Genomic DNA, 15,649 nt, shown 5'->3' on the forward strand with positions numbered 1-15,649 from the left:
ATGTATCACGGGAGTTGCATAATTTATGCGCCCCTATGACTCAAGCCCACATCATCAGATCAGCTTCAATCAAGAACCTGGATCTCGCGCCCGTTCAGTTCTGCGTGACGGGAAATTGCCACTTCAAAACGCTTGTACAGGCCGAAAAAATCAGCGAGGTCCATTTCGGCTCTGACAGCCCTCACGGGGATAGGCTTAAGACGCTCAAGCTCCTGCTGCGCTTGATGAAACCCTTCAGACGAAAGGATATACGCAGTTACGTAAATCGGATGCTCCTGCCGCTTTGCATGAACCTCCCCAGAGTACATCTTCACTCCGACAATCCTGTCTCCTTCTGCGATCAACCCACGGGCTCTAAACAATGTCTCAAGCGTGTCTCGGTCATGGTCATCCGCAGCAGCGGTGCCCTTGTGGTCTCCATACTGAACAGCTGCCTTGAAAACCTCGTTAATCATTTCTCGCTCCATGCTATGGCTGGGTGGTGCTCGCTAGAATGGATTAGCCTAGCGATCGGTAGCGAGTGTAGTACCGAGTGACCGCCCACACACCAAGGAGAACGTGAGTAGGATATTAGAAACAACCTCACAAACATCCAATTATCAATACCTTAAAATGTATTTTCGAGTCCCCTCGCACCAAGATCCAGAACCGACCTTATGGTCGGTTTTTTGTGGGCGGGATTCAGACCGCCGCTGTCGAAGCGAGCTAGTCGAGGCAGCGAACCGCCGCCCACCTCAGCGCCGACTCAACGCCAGACGCGCCGCAAACAACACAAACACCAGTCCCGTCGCCCGATCCATCCACTGAATCACTTTCCCTTTGCGCAGCACACCCGCCATGGATTGTGTCGCACTGATCAACCCCATCGCCCAGATCAACCCCAGCAGCACATGAATGCCCACAAGCCCGAAGGTCCATGCAATCAGCGGCTGGCCTTGCGGAATGAATTGCGGCAGAAACGACACGTAGAAAATCCCGACCTTGGGATTGAGCAGATTGCCCATCATGCCCTTGAGAAACCAGTTCGCTGCCGGACGCCCCTCGGCCTCGGCAGGCGCCAGCGACTGGCGTGGGCGCAGGAGCATGTTCACGCCCAACCATGCCAGATAGGCAGCGCCACAGTACTTGAGGATGTCGTACGCCAGCTCGGAGACGGCGATCAATGCACCAAGGCCGAAGGCGACCGCCGCGCCCCAGAGCAGGCAGCCGGCGTTGATGCCCAGGGCCGCGCGCAGCCCCTGCTTGCGTCCTTCGACGGCGGAGGTTCTGAGGATCAAGGCGGTATCGAGGCCGGGGGTTACCGTCAGCAGGGTAGCGGCGAGCGTGAAGGCAATCAGATTGTCGGCGATGGACATAGGTGGTCAGCCTGGAAGGAAGTTGCCCTAGATTAGCTTGGGCGCAGCTTTTTTCGTTGTGGATAAGTGGCTCGATTTTCAGTTTTTCCCCATTCCCTGTAGTCCGTTTCCCAAACATACTCTCGGCCGCCTAAAGCCGTTGCGGTGCCATGGGGCGCGTTCTAGTCTCGCCCGGTCGTTGCTCATCAACGACCGGCTATGACAGGCCGAATCAGCATTGCAACTCACACGGCTTCGCTTTTATGGCGGCTGTAGGTGGGGCACCTTCGGGTGCGCCGGGTTTCCTTGCTGACCGGTCTGTCAACCTACTTACAGCTGCCACCCTCTTGTTTGACAGCAATGGTGGTGGTCCCTTCATCAGCGAGGAGTTCACCATGTTAAAGATCGTCCCCGATCCCCCTTTCTACAGCGAAAATCCCCACGCCCTCGAAGACCTCGTCCTCCAAATCATCGAACACCTCACCTGCGCCCTCGCCATCACCCACCACAGCACCGCCCTCACCCTCGGCTCCCCCGCCCAGCCCCTGAGCATCACCACCGCCCACGAAGTCGATGCCGCCCTGACGCTGGCGGAAACCGCACTGAGCAGGATCCAGGTCCGTCACTGAAGGAGCATCGAACATGAGCGATACCACTGCAGGCGTCACCGGGTTCGGTTACGGCGATGGCGACAAGCCGCTGTTCCGGGTCGAGCCCGGACATGATTCGAAACTGGCAATGGAACAGGCGTCGGCGATGATGGCCTGCGCCAAGCGCATGACCTTGCTCGCCTCCACCGACGGCGAGGCCGACCTGGGCTGGGCCGCGCACTTGCTGTGCGACATGGTCAAGGCGATGATGGATGACGTGGAGATAGGACGCGGGCGGGAAAGCTGCTAGGCCAGAGCCGCATTGTCGATAGGCTGGGGCTGCACGTAGTCCCGGCCTATTGAGTCGCATCGGCTACACAGGCTGTGGCTCAGTCGCGCGAGCGAACCGCTGGCTTCGCACCAGCAGTACCAAACTCCACACTTTGACGGCTTCCGCACCAACTGCCAGCAGAAAAAGCAGCCAGGGTGCTGGCGTAACAAGGAGGTTGAGCCATAGGAAGGAGATAGGTATCGAAGGAAGCAGGAATATTCGAAATGGCGCCTGGGCCAAGCCGACATAGGCCGCAGCACGCGCGCCTTTGATAAACAACAAACCGCTGGCGACTACCGAGAGATGCACCGCTACGCCTGTAAGGCCGATAAATAATGCGAGCTCGCCATGCTCGCGTGACAAGGCAACAATGCTTTGCAGATCATCCCAAAATGGAATCCGACCACGGCGAATACTGCCGACTGCGTAGAGCACGATGATGAGCGCATCCATCGCGCCCCAGCATAATTGGATGAATCGCTGAAGCCGATCATTCATCAGGGCCAAAAGCTGCTCCTTTTTCCACACCCACCATCAAGACTCAGCCCAGAATCCTCCGTGCGCTGGTCGCATTGCGCGCCAGCTCCAAAACTTTGCCTTGTAGAAAGTCCGCGTAGTACTCCTTCAACTCATCGGCCCAACCAGCAACCAGATCAAGGATACCTTCCGCCTCATCCTGCACGAGACCGAAGTGCTGCCGTTGGCTAAGCAGATTCGCGCGCGCCACCCGCGCCCCATCCAGCCCGACGCTCATGGACATATATTTTGCAGGCCCCTCATCCAGGATTGGCAGCACGTCGTACATGGGCGAAAGTCGCCATCCATCGTTGATGAAAATGACGGCGTGGTTGCGGGGATGGTCGTCCGCGTTGCCGACCAGGGCGTTATAGGCCATGCGCATGTACAGCTCACGTAGATCCTGATCCGGCACGCCACGACGATGCATTTCGTTGGCCAGGCGAGCGTACGAACGGGCCTGGAGATCCAGCAGCGTCCAATCCGTCTTCAGCAAGGTCAGGCCACTGAGCATCGGGACTCGCCGGAAGACGCCGTCCACGTACCGACGATCAAAGCGCTCTACCAGCAAGGTCGGCCCCTTCCCATCCAGGTACAGCGAGGTGTTGGCGACGCGCATGCCTTTCATGGCGGCGAAGGTCATGCAGGCATGCTCTACCGGGGCCAGCTCATATTGGTCATAGCGATCATGCGGCTTGGCCAGAATGAGTTTTCCGTCACCCTGGAACGTGCGCTTTGGACGGGCGCCTCCAGCAGATGAGCGCTGGTCTCGCACGCCCAGGATTCTTGCGGTCTCTTCATCGATGTCCTGGTCGTAGACGACATCGCAGGCTTCGATGAACTTGTCCAACCCCGACAGCCGTGGCAGTGGCTTTTGGCCGACACCGACAGGTGGGTTTTTGTCGCGCCCGGTCATCAGGTTTCCCGCGCGATCGCTGTTGGGCGAATCGATCAGCAGGTCATAACGTGTGATCGGGTCACGCTTGAGGCGCTGGAGCAACCTCTCGCCCCAGCCATCTGGCAGGGCGTCGTCGATGAAGCCCGGAACCCCGTGGTTACTGGCGACGCTGAAGACTTGATCCGACAAGGGGTAGTGGAAAGGGTCGGGCACCCATACCTTCGAGTCCAGCACGGCGGGAGAATAGACGAACTCGCCAGGGCGGTTGCCATTCAAGGTCAGGCGCCCAAGCGTCAGAACCTCACCGGTCTGGGGGTGCTCCATATAGATGTAGGCACTGGGCATCAGAAGTCCTCCGGCTTGGCGCGGCGTCTACGCGCTCGGCGGCCACTGGTCTCGTCCTTCAACTCAACGAAGGAAACTGAAGCATCCTCCAGAGGACGGAAAACCTTGTCTGTAAGACCAAGGTTCCACAACACGAGCATCAACGATCTGACACTGACGGATGGATCACCACGTTCGATGCGACGCAGCATCTTCTCGGTAACGCCGAGTCTACTGACGACATCCAGTTGCCGTACACCCTGCTCCAGGCGCGCCGTTTTGACCAGAAGCCCTATACGCTGGAGGCTTGCTTCACAATCTACCGGAAAAAATCTTTCCATAAGCGGCTAAATATGTCCGACTAATTTAAATAAACGGACGATTAAATCCGTTTACCCATAGGGTTGGGTACGCCTAAGCATAGCTGAAGAGCCTGCTTATCGAAAACAATCGGATGATTGGCGTCCGTTTATTTTTGAGCTGCGCGGGTCAAAAGAGGTCGACCTGCTGAGCAAACTCAAAACCAACACATAGCAGCTATGCAATTGCGGGTGTCACACCATCACCCCATACCGCCCCGCCACCACAATCCGATTCCGCCCCGCACTCTTGGCCTGATACAGCGCCATATCCGCCTCATGCAACCAGGCCTCGGCGCTCTGCAGATGCCCGCCAAAAGGCGCGACGCCGATGCTCAGGCTCAACCCCTGCTCCGGTAATTCAGGATGGCGATAACACTCCACCGCCTCGCGCAGCCGCTCGAGCACTTCCTCGGCCTGGGCCACGCTGACGCCGGGCAGCATCACGCAGAACTCGTCACCTCCATAGCGCGCCACCGGGTCGCTCTTGCGCAGGTGAGTCGGCAGGAAGGCGCTGAGGGTGCGCAGGATGTCGTCGCCCATCAGGTGGCCGTGACGGTCGTTGATCTGCTTGAAATGGTCGATGTCGATCAGTGCCAGCACATTGGCCTGATTGTCGCGGCGGCAACGCTGGAATTCGCGCAGCAGCAGGTCTTTCCAGGCGCCGTGGTTGATCAGGCCGGTGAGGCTGTCGGTCTGGCTCAGGCGCGAGAGAGTGCGTTTGTGCTGGGCGAGCTGGACGGTGACCTGATAGCAGATCAGGCCAATGGCCATGGGATAGATCAGCAGGATCGGCAGGCAGGCGAGCATCTGTGCCTGACTGGTAGGCGGGAATAGCGGTGGTGCGTACAACCAGAGCCCCAGACCAATGCCCAGCGCCTGGGCAAGGAAGGTCTTGCCGAGCATGTGCCAGCCGCCTGCGGCGATCTTGTCCATGGCGATCATCGACAGGATGATCACGCTCGGCAGCGGGTTGAGCCCCATGACACCAGCCCAGCAGCCTCCGGCGAAGCCATCGAACACCAGGTTGCGCTGCTCGGCGCGAAAGGGCTGCTTCGACAACCGGGCCAGCTGATAAGCGACGTGCGGCCAGACGAAGCCGTGCAGCGCGAGCAAGGCCCAGGTCCACCAGGCCGGCTGCAGCGGCCAGATGCCGATCAGCACACAGAAGAACCCAAGCCCGGTGCCGATGGCGCGGGGTGGGTACATGCGTTTGGCGAAGGAAAGACCCTTACCCGTTCGCTCGATCATCGAGGGCTCACCGAAAAAATGGACTGTCCTTGAATGCACCGGACAGGCAGCCAGGCGGGAAAATGCCCTGGGGGTCGGCGTTCGAGCATTGTGCCACTATCGAAAACAGGACTTCAAACGTGCTGGACGAAATACACTAACCGTCGGGTTAATTCCGTCTCGACCTCGCGAGAAACACGTCCGGTAACATCCAGCCCACCGAACCTTGCCCCGCCCCCGACGTCGGATCCTTCATCCGCTCCACGAAGAGATCCCTGCGTGAAAAACTACCTCGTGCGCAAGTACCGCCTGGTCCTCAAGACCTTCAACTACATCGGCTGGTCGCTGCTGTGGCTGCTGGTGTGGGACATCCTGGTCACCATCGATTTCATGCTGTTCTTCAACAGCAAGTTCAGCCTGCCGCTGATCCCACTGACGCTGCTGGGTTCAGCGCTGGTGGTGCTGGTGAGCTTTCGCAACAGCAGTGCCTACAACCGCTGGTGGGAAGCGCGCACGCTGTGGGGGGCGATGGTCAATAGTTCACGCAGCTTCGCGCGGCAGGTGCTGACGCTGGTGGACGATCCGGATGACGGGCTCAATCCGGTCAAGGCGACCTTGCTGCGTCGGCATGTGGCCTATGTGAACTGCCTGGCAGCGCACCTGAAGAACGAGCCGTGCCCGCCGGAACTGATGGCGTTCATCCCCCATCACGAGTTCGAGCGGCGCAATGGTTCGAACAACTTCGCCAATGACATTCTGGCCGGCTCCGCCGCCTTGCTGGCAGGCGAATACAAGGCTGGGCGGCTGGACAGCATTCGCCTGGCGCGGCTGGAGTCGACGCTGGTAGACCTGTCCAACGCCCAGGGCGGGATGGAGCGGATCGCCAATACACCGCTGCCCTACCCCTACGTGTATTTTCCGCGGTTGTTCATCACGCTGTTCTGCGTGATCGTGCCGATCGGGCTGGTGGAGTCTCTGGAGTGGTTCACGCCGCTGGCTTCGACAGTGGTGGGGTTCATGCTGCTGGCGATCGAGCGGATCGGCACCGACCTGCAGAGCCCATTCCGACGCAGCGAGCACCAGATTCCGATGGACACGATCTGCGAGACCATCGAACGGAATCTGGAATCGATGCAGCGCGAGGCGCAGTGTGGGGAGTGGGTGGATTGAAGCCGCCCCGTTCACCTACGCCCGTACATACCGTTGGCGCAACACATCACTGAAGGCATCCACCAGCAACACCAGCACCAGCATGCCGATGATCACCGTGCTGGCCTGGGCTTCCTGGAACAGGCTGAGGGTGGTGTAGAGCATCTGCCCCAGCCCGCCCGCGCCGACGAAGCCCAGCACACTGGCCATGCGGATGTTGTTCTCCCAGCGATACAGGCTGTAGGCCAGCAACTGCGGCCACAGATTGGGCAAGGTGCCAAAGCAGAACGCCGCGACCTGGCTCCCGCCCTGTAAACGAATAGCCGCCGCCGGCTCTGCGGGGGCATTCTCCAGCGCCTCGGCGAACAGGCGCCCCAGTACGCCAGCGGTGTGCAGCGCCAGGGCCAGGGTTCCGGCATTGGGCCCGAGCCCGGCTGCCAGCACGGTCAAGGCCGCCCACACCAGCTCAGGGATAGCCCGCAGGGCATTGAGCAGCAAGCGCGCCGCACCCTGTAGCGGCCAGCCGAAGCGCCCGGCCGCAGGCAATGCCAACAGCAGGCCGAGCAGCATCGCCAGCAAGGTGCCCAGCCCGGACATGGCAAGGGTCTCCAGCGCACCGCGCGCCACTGCACGCAGGTGCTCGGAAGAAAGGTCGGGGCTCAGGAAACGCGAGGCGTACTCGCCCATCTGCGCCAGGCCACCATTGCCGATGACCGACGCAAGATCGAGTTCCAGGTAGGCGAACGACGACACCACCGCCGCCACGATGGCGACGATCACCAGCAGGTTGATCGCCCGGTTCATGTCAGCCTCCCGCGCAACACGCGGCTCAACACATCGGCCAGGGTCACCAGTACGAGAAACGCCAGCAGCATGCTCGCCACCTCGGCGCCGGCGAACATGCGCATCGACAGGTCGATCTGCTGCCCCAGCCCACCGGCACCGACAAAGCCCATCACCACCGAAGCTCGCACCGCGCATTCCCAGCGGTAGACCGTGTAAGACACCACCTCCGCCGCCGCCACCGGCAGGATGCCATAGCAGAACGCACTCAACCGTCCGCTGCCGGCCTGCATCAAGGCATGGGCCGGGCGCTGGTCCACCGACTCGAAGATCTCGGCATAGACCTTGCCAAGCATGCCGCTGTAGGTGATGGCGATGGCCAGTACTCCCGCCGTCGGCCCCAGCCCCACGGCGCGCACGAACAACAGCGCCCAGACGATCTCCGGCACGCTGCGCAGGAACACCAGCAGGCCGCGCACCGGCATGCGCACCAGCCGCGACCAAGGCCCCGGGCGGCCGGCGCGTGATGCCGCCCTTAACGACAATGCCCGGCTGCCCAGCAGGCTGGCCGGGATGGCCAGCAGCAATGCCAGGGTCATGCCGGCCGTAGCCACGGCAAGCGTCTGCAGGGTGGCTTCGAACAGCAACGCCAGAAACTCCCGATCATGGGCAGGTGGCCAGAAGGCGCCAACGAAGCTTGCCATCTGTTGACGGTTCTCGGCCTGCAACAGCACCCCGGGGTCGAGTTCGCTCAACTGCAACCCCGGCCACAACAGGGCCAGGCACAACAGGGTCAGCAACAGGCGTGGCAGCGCCGCTGGGTCGCGGGCATCGGTCTTCAGCATCGCGGGATCTGCACCGTCAGCGTCGGCCCCACGGTCGTTGGCGAGGCCAGTTGCTCATTGGCGTAGAGGGCGTCGAGCAAGGCATCGGTCACCGTCGCTGCCGAGCAATCGAACACCACACGCCCTTCGCGGATACCAATCACCCGGGGAAAATGCGCGAGCGCCAGTTCCACCGCATGCAGGCTGGCGACCAGTGTCACGCCACGGGTTTGCGCGTGGCGATTGAGCAGGGCCAGGCTGTGATCAGCCAGCACCGGGTCCATCGCCGAGACCGGTTCGTCGGCCAGCAATACTTCAGGTTGCTGGTACAGCGCACGGGCGATACCCACCCTTTGCAACTGGCCACCGGACAGCTGCCCGCACTGCACGAACAGCTTGTCGGCCAGCCCCAGCTCCGCCAGCACCTGTCGCGCGCCCGGCACATCGCTGGGGTGCAGCAGATTGAGCAGGCCGCGCAAGGTGCCCCACTGGCCAAGACGCCCGGCCAATACGGCGGTGACCACCCGCTGGCGCGGCGGCAACGGCGGTGCCTGGTGCACCAGCGCGACCCGCGCCCGCAAGCGTTGCCGCGCGCCCGCCGAAAGAGCCCAGGGCTGTTCGCCCAGCAATTCCAGGTGCCCGGCGCCGGGCTGCACGGCCGTAGCCATCAGGTGCAGCAGGCTGGACTTGCCCGCCCCCGACGGCCCGATCACCGCCACCCGCTCGCCCTTGTCGATGCGCAGGCTCACGTCTTCGAGGGCGCGTACCTGGCCGTGCCGAAGCCCTGCCGCGTGCAGTTGGATACTCACTTGAGCAAGCCGGCCTCACGGGCAGCCTGTTCGGTGCCGGCGTAGTTTTCGGGTTTGGTCTCGATAAAGCGGCTGGCCGCCTGCAGGTCGAGGATCGCCTTGTGCTCGGGCTTGGCCGGGTCGAGGGCGAGGAAGGCTTGCTTGATCTTGTCTTTCAGGGCCGGGTCCATGTTGCCGCGCACGGTCCAGTTGTAGTCGTAGTAGGTCGGCGTGGTGGCGAACACTTTCACCTTGCTGGTGTCGACCTTGCCCGCATCGACCAGCTTCTGCCAGACACTGGCGTTGAGTACGCCGGCATCGACCTTGCCCGCCTGAACCCAGGCCACGGTGGCGTCGTGCGCGCCGGAATAGGCAACCCGACTGAAGTAGCTCTCAGGCTTGATGTTGTCTTGCTTGAGCATGAAATAGCGCGGCATCAGGCTGCCGGAGGTCGAGGAAATCGAACCGAAGGCGAAAGTCTTGCCCTTGAGGTCGGCCAGGCTCTTCACGTCCGGGTTGGCGGTGATGAACTTGCTGGTGAACTGCGCGTCCTGCTCGCGCTGCACCAGCGGTGTGGCGGTCGGGTCCTTCAGGTGCACCTGGACGAAGGTAAAGCCACCCAGCCAGGCAAGGTCCAGGCGATTGCTGGCCAGCGACTCGACCACCGCCGGGTAGTCGGCGACCGGTACGAACTGCACCTTCATGCCCAGTTGCTGCTCGAGGTATTCACCCAGCGGCTTGAACTTGCGCAGCAGCTCGGTCGGCGCTTCGTCGGGAATAGCGCTGACCCGCAAAGTGTCGGCGGCCTGTGCGATGACGGCGCAGCAGGACAGCACGAGGCCGGCGGCGAGCGCCAAGGGGCGTTTGAGCATGGGAGTTCTCCGGTTCAATAGCGGGGAAAGTGCCGGCGACGCACCGACTGCGGGAATTATAAGAGCCGATGGCGCAAAGGCCAGCTTTGCTACAATCGCGCAACAATTGGACCCCGAGGTACCTATGAGCGAGCCGATTCGCCTGACCCAGTACAGCCACGGCGCAGGCTGTGGCTGCAAGATCTCCCCCAAGGTGCTGGATGTGATCCTCGCCGAAAGCGGCAGCCAGGCGCTGGACCCCAAGCTCTGGGTCGGCAACGCCTCGCGTGACGACGCTGCCGTGTACGCCTTGGACGACGAACGTGGGGTGGTCTCGACCACCGACTTCTTCATGCCCATCGTCGACGATCCGTACGACTTCGGCCGTATCGCCGCGACCAACGCCATCAGCGACATCTACGCCATGGGCGGCGACCCGCTGATGGCCATCGCCATCCTCGGCTGGCCAGTCAACGTCTTGCCGCCTGAGGTTGCCCGCGAGGTGATCCGTGGCGGCCGTGCGGTCTGCGCCGAAGCGGGCATTCCACTGGCCGGCGGCCACTCCATCGATGCGCCCGAGCCGATCTTCGGCCTTGCGGTGACCGGCGTGGTCGGCAAGCGCAATCTCAAGCGCAACGACACCGCGACCGTCGGCTGCACGTTGTACCTGACCAAGCCTCTGGGTATCGGCATCCTTACCACTGCCGAAAAAAAATCCAAGCTGCGTGAACAGGACCAAGGCCTGGCGCGCGACTGGATGTGCACCCTGAACACACCCGGCAGCCGCTTCGGCAAGCTCGACGGGGTCAAGGCCATGACCGACGTGACTGGCTTCGGCCTGCTCGGCCATCTGGTCGAAGTCGCCGAAGGCAGCGCTCTCACCGCGCGCCTGCAGTTCGATGCAGTACCGCGCCTGCCGGGTGTCGAGCACTACCTGGCCGAGGGCTGCATCCCCGGCGGTACCCTGCGCAACCACGAAAGCTATGGCCACAAGATCGGCGCCCTGAGCGATGAACAGAAGCACCTGCTGTGCGATCCGCAGACCAGCGGTGGCTTGCTGGTGGCGGTGAGCCCCGAGGGTCAGGCGGAGTTTCTGGCGGTCGCCGCTGAACTGGGCCTGGATCTGGCGCCGATCGGCACGCTGGTCGAGCGACAGACCTACGCAGTCGAGGTGATTTGATGCGCCCCGACTGCACCGACTTCAAACAGCTGTTCCTCGACGATGCGCCGATGATGGACATGCGCGCGCCGGTCGAGTTTGCCAAGGGCGCCTTCCCCAGCGCCATCAACCTGCCGCTGATGAACGACCAGGAGCGGCAGAAGGTTGGCACCTGCTACAAGCACCAGGGCCAAAGCGCAGCCATCGCCCTGGGGCACCAACTGGTCAGCGGCGCGGTCAAGCAGGCGCGCCTGGAGGCCTGGGCCGCATTCGCCCAGGCCCATCCCCAAGGCTACCTGTACTGTTTTCGTGGCGGCCTGCGCTCGCAGATCGTCCAGGGCTGGCTGAAAGAGGTGGGCATTGACTATCCGCGGGTCAAAGGCGGTTACAAGGCCCTGCGGACCTTCCTGATGGACACCACCCAACAGGCGGTCGAGCAATGTGACTTCGTGCTGCTGGGCGGCCTGACCGGCACCGGCAAGACCGACGTGCTGCTGCAACTGGACAACGTGCTCGACCTCGAAGGCCACGCCAACCACCGCGGCTCCAGCTTCGGCAAGCGCGCCACCGTGCAACCGGCACCGATCGATTTCGAGAACCGCCTGGCCATCGACGTGCTGAAAAAACGCGCGCGGGGCGTGCAGCAGTTCGTGCTGGAGGACGAGGGGCGGATGGTCGGCAGCTGCTCGGTGCCGCTGGCGCTGTACCAAGGCATGCAGCAGTATCCGCTGGTGTGGTTGGAGGACAGTTTTGCCAATCGCGTCGAGCGCATCCTGCGCGACTATGTGATCAACCTGTGTGCCGAATTCGTTGCCCTGCATGGCGAAGAGGATGGGCGCCGCCTGTTTGCCGAGCGCCTGCGTCAGAGCATGGGCAATATCCACAAGCGTCTGGGGGGCGAACGCTTCCAGCGGCTGTATGCGCTGCTGGAGCAGGCGCTGCAGGTGCAGTTGCACAGCGGTGAGGTGGACCTGCACCGAGGCTGGATCGAGGGTCTGCTCAACGAGTACTACGACCCGATGTATGCGTACCAGCGTGAGGCGAAGTCGGGCAGGATCGAGTTTGCCGGTGATGCGCTCGAGGTGCGGGAGTACTTGAAAGCACGGGCGATGCACCGGCGCTGATTGCTCCGCGGGGCATGGCACCGGCTTTGCCGGTGCGGTACCTCTAGGAGCAGCGGTTCGCCGCTGCGACTTGTCCCGCGAACCCGGGCGTAGCCCGTGCCAGGCAGTGCGGTGTATTTTTCGCGGGCAAGCCCGCTCCTACAGGGTTCGAGACCGTTCACTGTCCGGGGCTGAGAATCCGCTCCAGCTCCGCGGCGCGCTCGCGGGTCATGTCCAGTACGCACATGCCGCCTTCGAGTTGCGCCATGGTCCCGCCGCTGGCCTGGACATGGAACTTGCAGTTCTTGTCACGAAAGCTGATCCAGTCGCGCTGCACTTCACGCAGGCTTTTCTGCTGCGGCGCATCGAGCTCGCCGAGCAACTGCTTGTAGACACGGTTGAGGCGGTCGTCCTGCAGCTTGGTTTCATCCTTGATGCAGGCGCTCATCGCAACGGTGCTGGAAGCCTTGTCCATGCATTGGGTATAGGTGGGGGAGTTCTCGTCGGCCTGGGCCTGAGAGGCGAACACCAGCGCGGCAACGACGGCTGCCAGGGAATGCTTGAACATCGAAGAGAACCCTCTGATCAGAAAGATTGCCAGCCTAGCAGCAAGTGCGCCGCAAGGCCCCTGTGACCCTGTGAAATCGGACCTGTCCTACGCGCGCGAATGCCAGCCCCGACAATGGGCAAGGATCAGCTCGCGCAACCACTGATGCCCAGCATCGCCCTCGCGCCGGGCATGCCAGGCCTGGGCAAAGCTGAACGCGCTGATCGGCAGCGGCGGCTCGAATACGCGCAGGGCCTTGTCTGGCGGGCTTGCTGCCAGGCTGCGCCGGGCCACGGTCAACACCAGGTCGGTCCCGGCCAGCACGGTCTGGGCCACCCCCCAATGCGGGAGCGTGAGGGCAATGCGCCGACGGACGCCGAGGGCCTTGAGTGCCTGGTCAATCTCGTTGTCGATACCGGGGCGTACCGCCACCAGCACATGCGGACGCGCCAGCCAGGCGTCGAGGGTCAGGTTGCCGCGCACCGGCAAGGTGCCACGATCGGCCACGCAGACGAACGACTCGTCGAACAAACCCTGCTCATGGATCTCCGACGGCAACTCGGGGAACACCCCAAGCGCCAGGTCGACCTCCCCGTCGATCAACTGCCCGAGCATCGCTTCGCGGCTGCCCTGGGAGACGACCAGATCGATCTGCGGTGCCAGGGTGCGCAGCTCGCGCATCAGCGCAGGCAGAACCACCTGGGCGCCGTAGTCGGACATCGCCAGGCGAAAGGTGCGGCGAGCCCTTCCCGGCTCGAACCCCGGGCTGCCCAGCAGCCCGTCGAGCTGCGCCAGTGCCTGCTGCAAGGGGTCGCGCAGGGCCTGGGCGCGGGGGCTGAGTACCAGGCGCGCGCCACGACGCACCAGCAGCGGGTCGGCGAAGATGTCGCGCAGTTGCGCCAAGGCATGGCTCACCGCCGGCTGGCTGCGGTGCAGGCGAATTGCTGCCCGGGATACGTGCTGCTCGCTGAGCAGGGCATGCAGGGTCAGCAGCAGGTTGAGGTCGATGCGACGCAAATCATCCATGCGACGAATAAGGCCTGTGCAGAATTCGAATTTCCATCATTTAAGCGCATACAAGAGACTGGGCCAAGGTTATCCACAGGAGCTCACGCCATGCCCAAGGTCATTGCCTTGTCCGCCATCCTTCCCTTGCTCATCGCCCTGCTCGCCGGGGCGGCGGTGCCTTTTCAGGCTGGCAGCAATGCCGCATTGGGGCGCTTGCTCGGGCACCCGTTGTGGGCAGCGGGGGTTTCGCTGCTGGTCAGCCTGATGATGCTGGTGCCAGCGCTGCTGCTGATGCGCGCGCCCATGCCACAGCTACAGAACCTGGCCCAGGCACCCTGGTGGGCCTGGCTGGGGGGCGTCGCCGGGGTGATCTACATCACCGCCGCGTTGGTGCTGACGCCACGCCTGGGCGCGGCGGGGTTCATCGTCTGCGTGATCGCCGGGCAGGTGCTGTCGTCGTTGCTGATCGACCAGTTCGGCTTGATGGGCCTGCCGGAGAAACCCGTGAACCTGCCACGGCTGTTGGGGGTGGCGATGATCGTCGGGGGCATGCTGGTGGTGCAGTGGGGCACGGCACGCAGCGCCTGAGCCCAGGCCGCTACAGGCTGTGTGCAGGCTCGGGGGGCATCAGCACCTGATCCACCTCGAAGCGCAGCGAGGGCATCTGCGTGGCGGCATACAGCATCATGCCGAGCGCTGCGATCAGGGCCACGTCCAGCCAGTTCCAACCCGGCATGTCGTCGGCATTGCGGGCCTTCCAGCACCACCAGGCCTGACCTGCGCAGAAGGTGAGGATCGACAGCGACCACAGGTAGAACCCGGCCCCGAAACCTGTGACATCGTGGAACGCGTAGCTGCGGTTGTCGGGCAGCCGCTCAACGCCGAGGCTGCTTGCCGCCAGATATAGCGCCAGCAGACCGAACAGCAGCGACAGCCGCCGCAAGCGCCGATGGCTCAGGATCGCCAGCGCCAGCAGGGGATTGGCAAACCACTGATACAGCTCGAATGCCACGCCCCAGGGGCCGTAGAGCAGCATCTGCAAAGCAGGCATATGCTGCTCGGCGCCCATCAGGGCGCCATCGAAAAACAGGCCAAGCAGGTAAAGCAGCAGGCTGATGCTGATGTAGTAGGCTGGCAACCGGAGCTCCATCGGATCGGGCGAAACCCCGACCTTACCGCACCCGCGCCTCAGACGACAGGCGGTTCCAGCAACAACCCGTAGATCCCCGAGTCGGACAACTCGCCCGCCACGCACCAACGGGCGCGCAAGGTGCCTTCGAGCACGAAGCCCTGGCGCTCCAGGGTGCGCGCCGAGCCTTGGTTGCGCGGGTCGATCTCCGCCTCCAGGCGGCGCATGTGCAGGGTGTGGGCCAGGTAGTCGATGAAGCAGGTCAACGCCTCGTCCATGTAACCCCGGCCTTGCACAGCCTTGGCCAGGCAGTAGCCAATCTCGCCGCGACGCGAATCGTCATCGAGATTGAACAACTGGACCATGCCGATCAGTTCGCCATTGTCGCGACGGTACATGCCGAGCTTGAGCAGATTGCCGGCAGCATAGGCTTCGCGGTCGGCGGCCAGGGCGCTTTCGGCCTCGGCCAGTTCCTGCCAGGGGGCGTGGTGCCAGAAACGCATGACCTCAGGATCAGCCATGATCGCCAGCCACTGCGCCGCATCGCCATGACGCATGGGGCGCAATTGCAGGCGCGGGCTGTCCAGGCACAGGTCGCTGGGGAAACTGCGGGGGTGGGTCACGCAGGGACTCCTGTCCGACTTTTGGGAAGATGACAGTCTAGCGTCAGCGACGTGATGAAAGTAAGCCGGGTGTCAGTCAGGGCCCATCACGCAACAAGCCCGC

The 15,649-nt window shown here is 62.9% G+C and carries 19 protein-coding genes; 6 read left to right on the plus strand and 13 right to left on the minus strand.

What is annotated here, in order from left to right; genetic code table 11:
- Positions 1-65: 65 nt before the first annotated feature.
- Positions 66-455, minus strand: a complete 390-nt coding sequence (locus VA602_RS12020; RefSeq protein ID WP_323453296.1) for a hypothetical protein — start codon at positions 453-455, stop codon at positions 66-68.
- Positions 456-734: 279 nt separating this feature from the next.
- Positions 735-1,355, minus strand: coding sequence for a LysE family translocator (locus VA602_RS12025; protein WP_323453297.1), 621 nt, complete (start codon positions 1,353-1,355; stop codon positions 735-737).
- 374 nt (positions 1,356-1,729) lie between these two features.
- Here VA602_RS12025 and VA602_RS12030 point away from each other — a divergent pair, with 374 nt between their 5' ends.
- Entirely contained in the window at positions 1,730-1,963 is a 234-nt protein-coding gene (locus tag VA602_RS12030; protein ID WP_323453298.1) for a hypothetical protein, read from the plus strand.
- Between the two features lie 13 nt (positions 1,964-1,976).
- Complete coding sequence (locus VA602_RS12035) at positions 1,977-2,234, plus strand: DUF3077 domain-containing protein (protein ID WP_323453299.1); 258 nt, start codon at positions 1,977-1,979, stop codon at positions 2,232-2,234.
- 63 nt (positions 2,235-2,297) lie between these two features.
- On the opposite strand, the gene VA602_RS12040 is transcribed toward VA602_RS12035, so the two are convergent.
- The 3 genes from VA602_RS12040 to VA602_RS12050 form a co-directional block, all read right to left on the minus strand.
- Entirely contained in the window at positions 2,298-2,762 is a 465-nt protein-coding gene (locus VA602_RS12040) for a hypothetical protein (protein WP_323453300.1), read from the minus strand.
- A gap of 34 nt (positions 2,763-2,796) precedes the next feature.
- Positions 2,797-4,014, minus strand: a complete 1,218-nt coding sequence (locus VA602_RS12045; RefSeq protein ID WP_323453301.1) for a type II toxin-antitoxin system HipA family toxin — start codon at positions 4,012-4,014, stop codon at positions 2,797-2,799.
- A 533-nt stretch (positions 4,015-4,547) separates the two neighbouring features.
- Positions 4,548-5,603, minus strand: coding sequence for a diguanylate cyclase (locus VA602_RS12050; RefSeq protein ID WP_323453302.1), 1,056 nt, complete (start codon positions 5,601-5,603; stop codon positions 4,548-4,550).
- A gap of 258 nt (positions 5,604-5,861) precedes the next feature.
- On the opposite strand from VA602_RS12050, the gene VA602_RS12055 reads away from it, so the two are divergent.
- Positions 5,862-6,752 carry a bestrophin family protein gene (locus VA602_RS12055; RefSeq protein WP_054892532.1) on the plus strand — a complete coding sequence of 297 codons (891 nt, stop codon included), beginning with the start codon at positions 5,862-5,864 and terminating at the stop codon, positions 6,750-6,752.
- Between the two features lie 15 nt (positions 6,753-6,767).
- Here VA602_RS12055 and phnE read toward each other — a convergent pair whose 3' ends face one another.
- Genes phnE through VA602_RS12075 form a run of 4 tightly spaced genes read right to left on the minus strand, consistent with a single transcriptional unit; the run spans position 6,768 to position 9,998 of the window.
- Positions 6,768-7,535, minus strand: a complete 768-nt coding sequence (gene phnE, locus VA602_RS12060) for a phosphonate ABC transporter, permease protein PhnE (protein WP_112899138.1) — start codon at positions 7,533-7,535, stop codon at positions 6,768-6,770.
- Positions 7,532-8,359 carry a PhnE/PtxC family ABC transporter permease gene (locus VA602_RS12065; protein WP_323453303.1) on the minus strand — a complete coding sequence of 276 codons (828 nt, stop codon included), beginning with the start codon at positions 8,357-8,359 and terminating at the stop codon, positions 7,532-7,534. The genes phnE and VA602_RS12065 overlap by 4 nt, the downstream gene beginning before the upstream one ends.
- Complete coding sequence (locus VA602_RS12070; protein ID WP_323453304.1) at positions 8,353-9,147, minus strand: phosphonate ABC transporter ATP-binding protein; 795 nt, start codon at positions 9,145-9,147, stop codon at positions 8,353-8,355. The genes VA602_RS12065 and VA602_RS12070 overlap by 7 nt, the downstream gene beginning before the upstream one ends.
- Positions 9,144-9,998: a putative selenate ABC transporter substrate-binding protein gene (locus VA602_RS12075; RefSeq protein ID WP_063546081.1), complete on the minus strand. Its 855-nt coding sequence runs from the start codon at positions 9,996-9,998 to the stop codon at positions 9,144-9,146. Before VA602_RS12075 ends, VA602_RS12070 begins: the two co-directional genes overlap by 4 nt.
- Positions 9,999-10,122: 124 nt before the next feature.
- Between VA602_RS12075 and selD the strand changes: the two genes are divergently transcribed.
- Together selD and mnmH are read left to right on the plus strand one after the other, a co-directional pair.
- Positions 10,123-11,157: a selenide, water dikinase SelD gene (gene selD / locus VA602_RS12080; protein ID WP_323453305.1), complete on the plus strand. Its 1,035-nt coding sequence runs from the start codon at positions 10,123-10,125 to the stop codon at positions 11,155-11,157.
- Positions 11,157-12,260, plus strand: coding sequence for a tRNA 2-selenouridine(34) synthase MnmH (mnmH, locus tag VA602_RS12085; RefSeq protein WP_323453306.1), 1,104 nt, complete (start codon positions 11,157-11,159; stop codon positions 12,258-12,260). Before selD ends, mnmH begins: the two co-directional genes overlap by 1 nt.
- Before the next feature lie 157 nt (positions 12,261-12,417).
- Here mnmH and VA602_RS12090 read toward each other — a convergent pair whose 3' ends face one another.
- Both VA602_RS12090 and VA602_RS12095 read right to left on the minus strand, forming a co-directional pair.
- Complete coding sequence (locus VA602_RS12090) at positions 12,418-12,807, minus strand: lysozyme inhibitor LprI family protein (protein WP_323453307.1); 390 nt, start codon at positions 12,805-12,807, stop codon at positions 12,418-12,420.
- 87 nt (positions 12,808-12,894) lie between these two features.
- Complete coding sequence (locus tag VA602_RS12095) at positions 12,895-13,812, minus strand: LysR family transcriptional regulator (protein ID WP_112899144.1); 918 nt, start codon at positions 13,810-13,812, stop codon at positions 12,895-12,897.
- A 90-nt stretch (positions 13,813-13,902) separates the two neighbouring features.
- Here VA602_RS12095 and VA602_RS12100 point away from each other — a divergent pair, with 90 nt between their 5' ends.
- On the plus strand, positions 13,903-14,382 hold the full coding sequence (locus tag VA602_RS12100; protein WP_151924415.1) for a DMT family transporter: 480 nt from the start codon (positions 13,903-13,905) through the stop codon (positions 14,380-14,382).
- Between the two features lie 10 nt (positions 14,383-14,392).
- On the opposite strand, the gene VA602_RS12105 is transcribed toward VA602_RS12100, so the two are convergent.
- Positions 14,393-14,932 (minus strand): hypothetical protein, encoded by a 540-nt coding sequence (locus tag VA602_RS12105; protein ID WP_323453308.1) that lies wholly within the window; start codon positions 14,930-14,932, stop codon positions 14,393-14,395.
- Positions 14,933-14,982: 50 nt separating this feature from the next.
- Positions 14,983-15,546: a GNAT family N-acetyltransferase gene (locus tag VA602_RS12110; RefSeq protein WP_054892521.1), complete on the minus strand. Its 564-nt coding sequence runs from the start codon at positions 15,544-15,546 to the stop codon at positions 14,983-14,985.
- Positions 15,547-15,649: the final 103 nt, after the last annotated feature.

This window comes from Pseudomonas machongensis, from assembly GCF_034961125.1.
GTDB classification, from domain to species: domain Bacteria; phylum Pseudomonadota; class Gammaproteobacteria; order Pseudomonadales; family Pseudomonadaceae; genus Aquipseudomonas; species Aquipseudomonas machongensis.

Excerpts from the sequence above, each read along its gene's own strand:
- VA602_RS12020 (WP_323453296.1), bottom strand. The coding sequence starts at position 455 with ATGATTAACGAGGTTTTCAAGGCAGCTGTTCAGTATGGAGACCACAAG.
- VA602_RS12025 (WP_323453297.1), bottom strand. The coding sequence starts at position 1,355 with ATGTCCATCGCCGACAATCTGATTGCCTTCACGCTCGCCGCTACCCTG.
- VA602_RS12030 (WP_323453298.1), top strand. The coding sequence starts at position 1,730 with ATGTTAAAGATCGTCCCCGATCCCCCTTTCTACAGCGAAAATCCCCAC.
- VA602_RS12035 (WP_323453299.1), top strand. The coding sequence starts at position 1,977 with ATGAGCGATACCACTGCAGGCGTCACCGGGTTCGGTTACGGCGATGGC.
- VA602_RS12045 (WP_323453301.1), bottom strand. The coding sequence starts at position 4,014 with ATGCCCAGTGCCTACATCTATATGGAGCACCCCCAGACCGGTGAGGTT.
- VA602_RS12050 (WP_323453302.1), bottom strand. The coding sequence starts at position 5,603 with ATGATCGAGCGAACGGGTAAGGGTCTTTCCTTCGCCAAACGCATGTAC.
- phnE (WP_112899138.1), bottom strand. The coding sequence starts at position 7,535 with ATGAACCGGGCGATCAACCTGCTGGTGATCGTCGCCATCGTGGCGGCG.
- VA602_RS12065 (WP_323453303.1), bottom strand. The coding sequence starts at position 8,359 with ATGCTGAAGACCGATGCCCGCGACCCAGCGGCGCTGCCACGCCTGTTG.
- VA602_RS12075 (WP_063546081.1), bottom strand. The coding sequence starts at position 9,998 with ATGCTCAAACGCCCCTTGGCGCTCGCCGCCGGCCTCGTGCTGTCCTGC.
- selD (WP_323453305.1), top strand. The coding sequence starts at position 10,123 with ATGAGCGAGCCGATTCGCCTGACCCAGTACAGCCACGGCGCAGGCTGT.
- mnmH (WP_323453306.1), top strand. The coding sequence starts at position 11,157 with ATGCGCCCCGACTGCACCGACTTCAAACAGCTGTTCCTCGACGATGCG.
- VA602_RS12090 (WP_323453307.1), bottom strand. The coding sequence starts at position 12,807 with ATGTTCAAGCATTCCCTGGCAGCCGTCGTTGCCGCGCTGGTGTTCGCC.
- VA602_RS12095 (WP_112899144.1), bottom strand. The coding sequence starts at position 13,812 with ATGGATGATTTGCGTCGCATCGACCTCAACCTGCTGCTGACCCTGCAT.
- VA602_RS12100 (WP_151924415.1), top strand. The coding sequence starts at position 13,903 with ATGCCCAAGGTCATTGCCTTGTCCGCCATCCTTCCCTTGCTCATCGCC.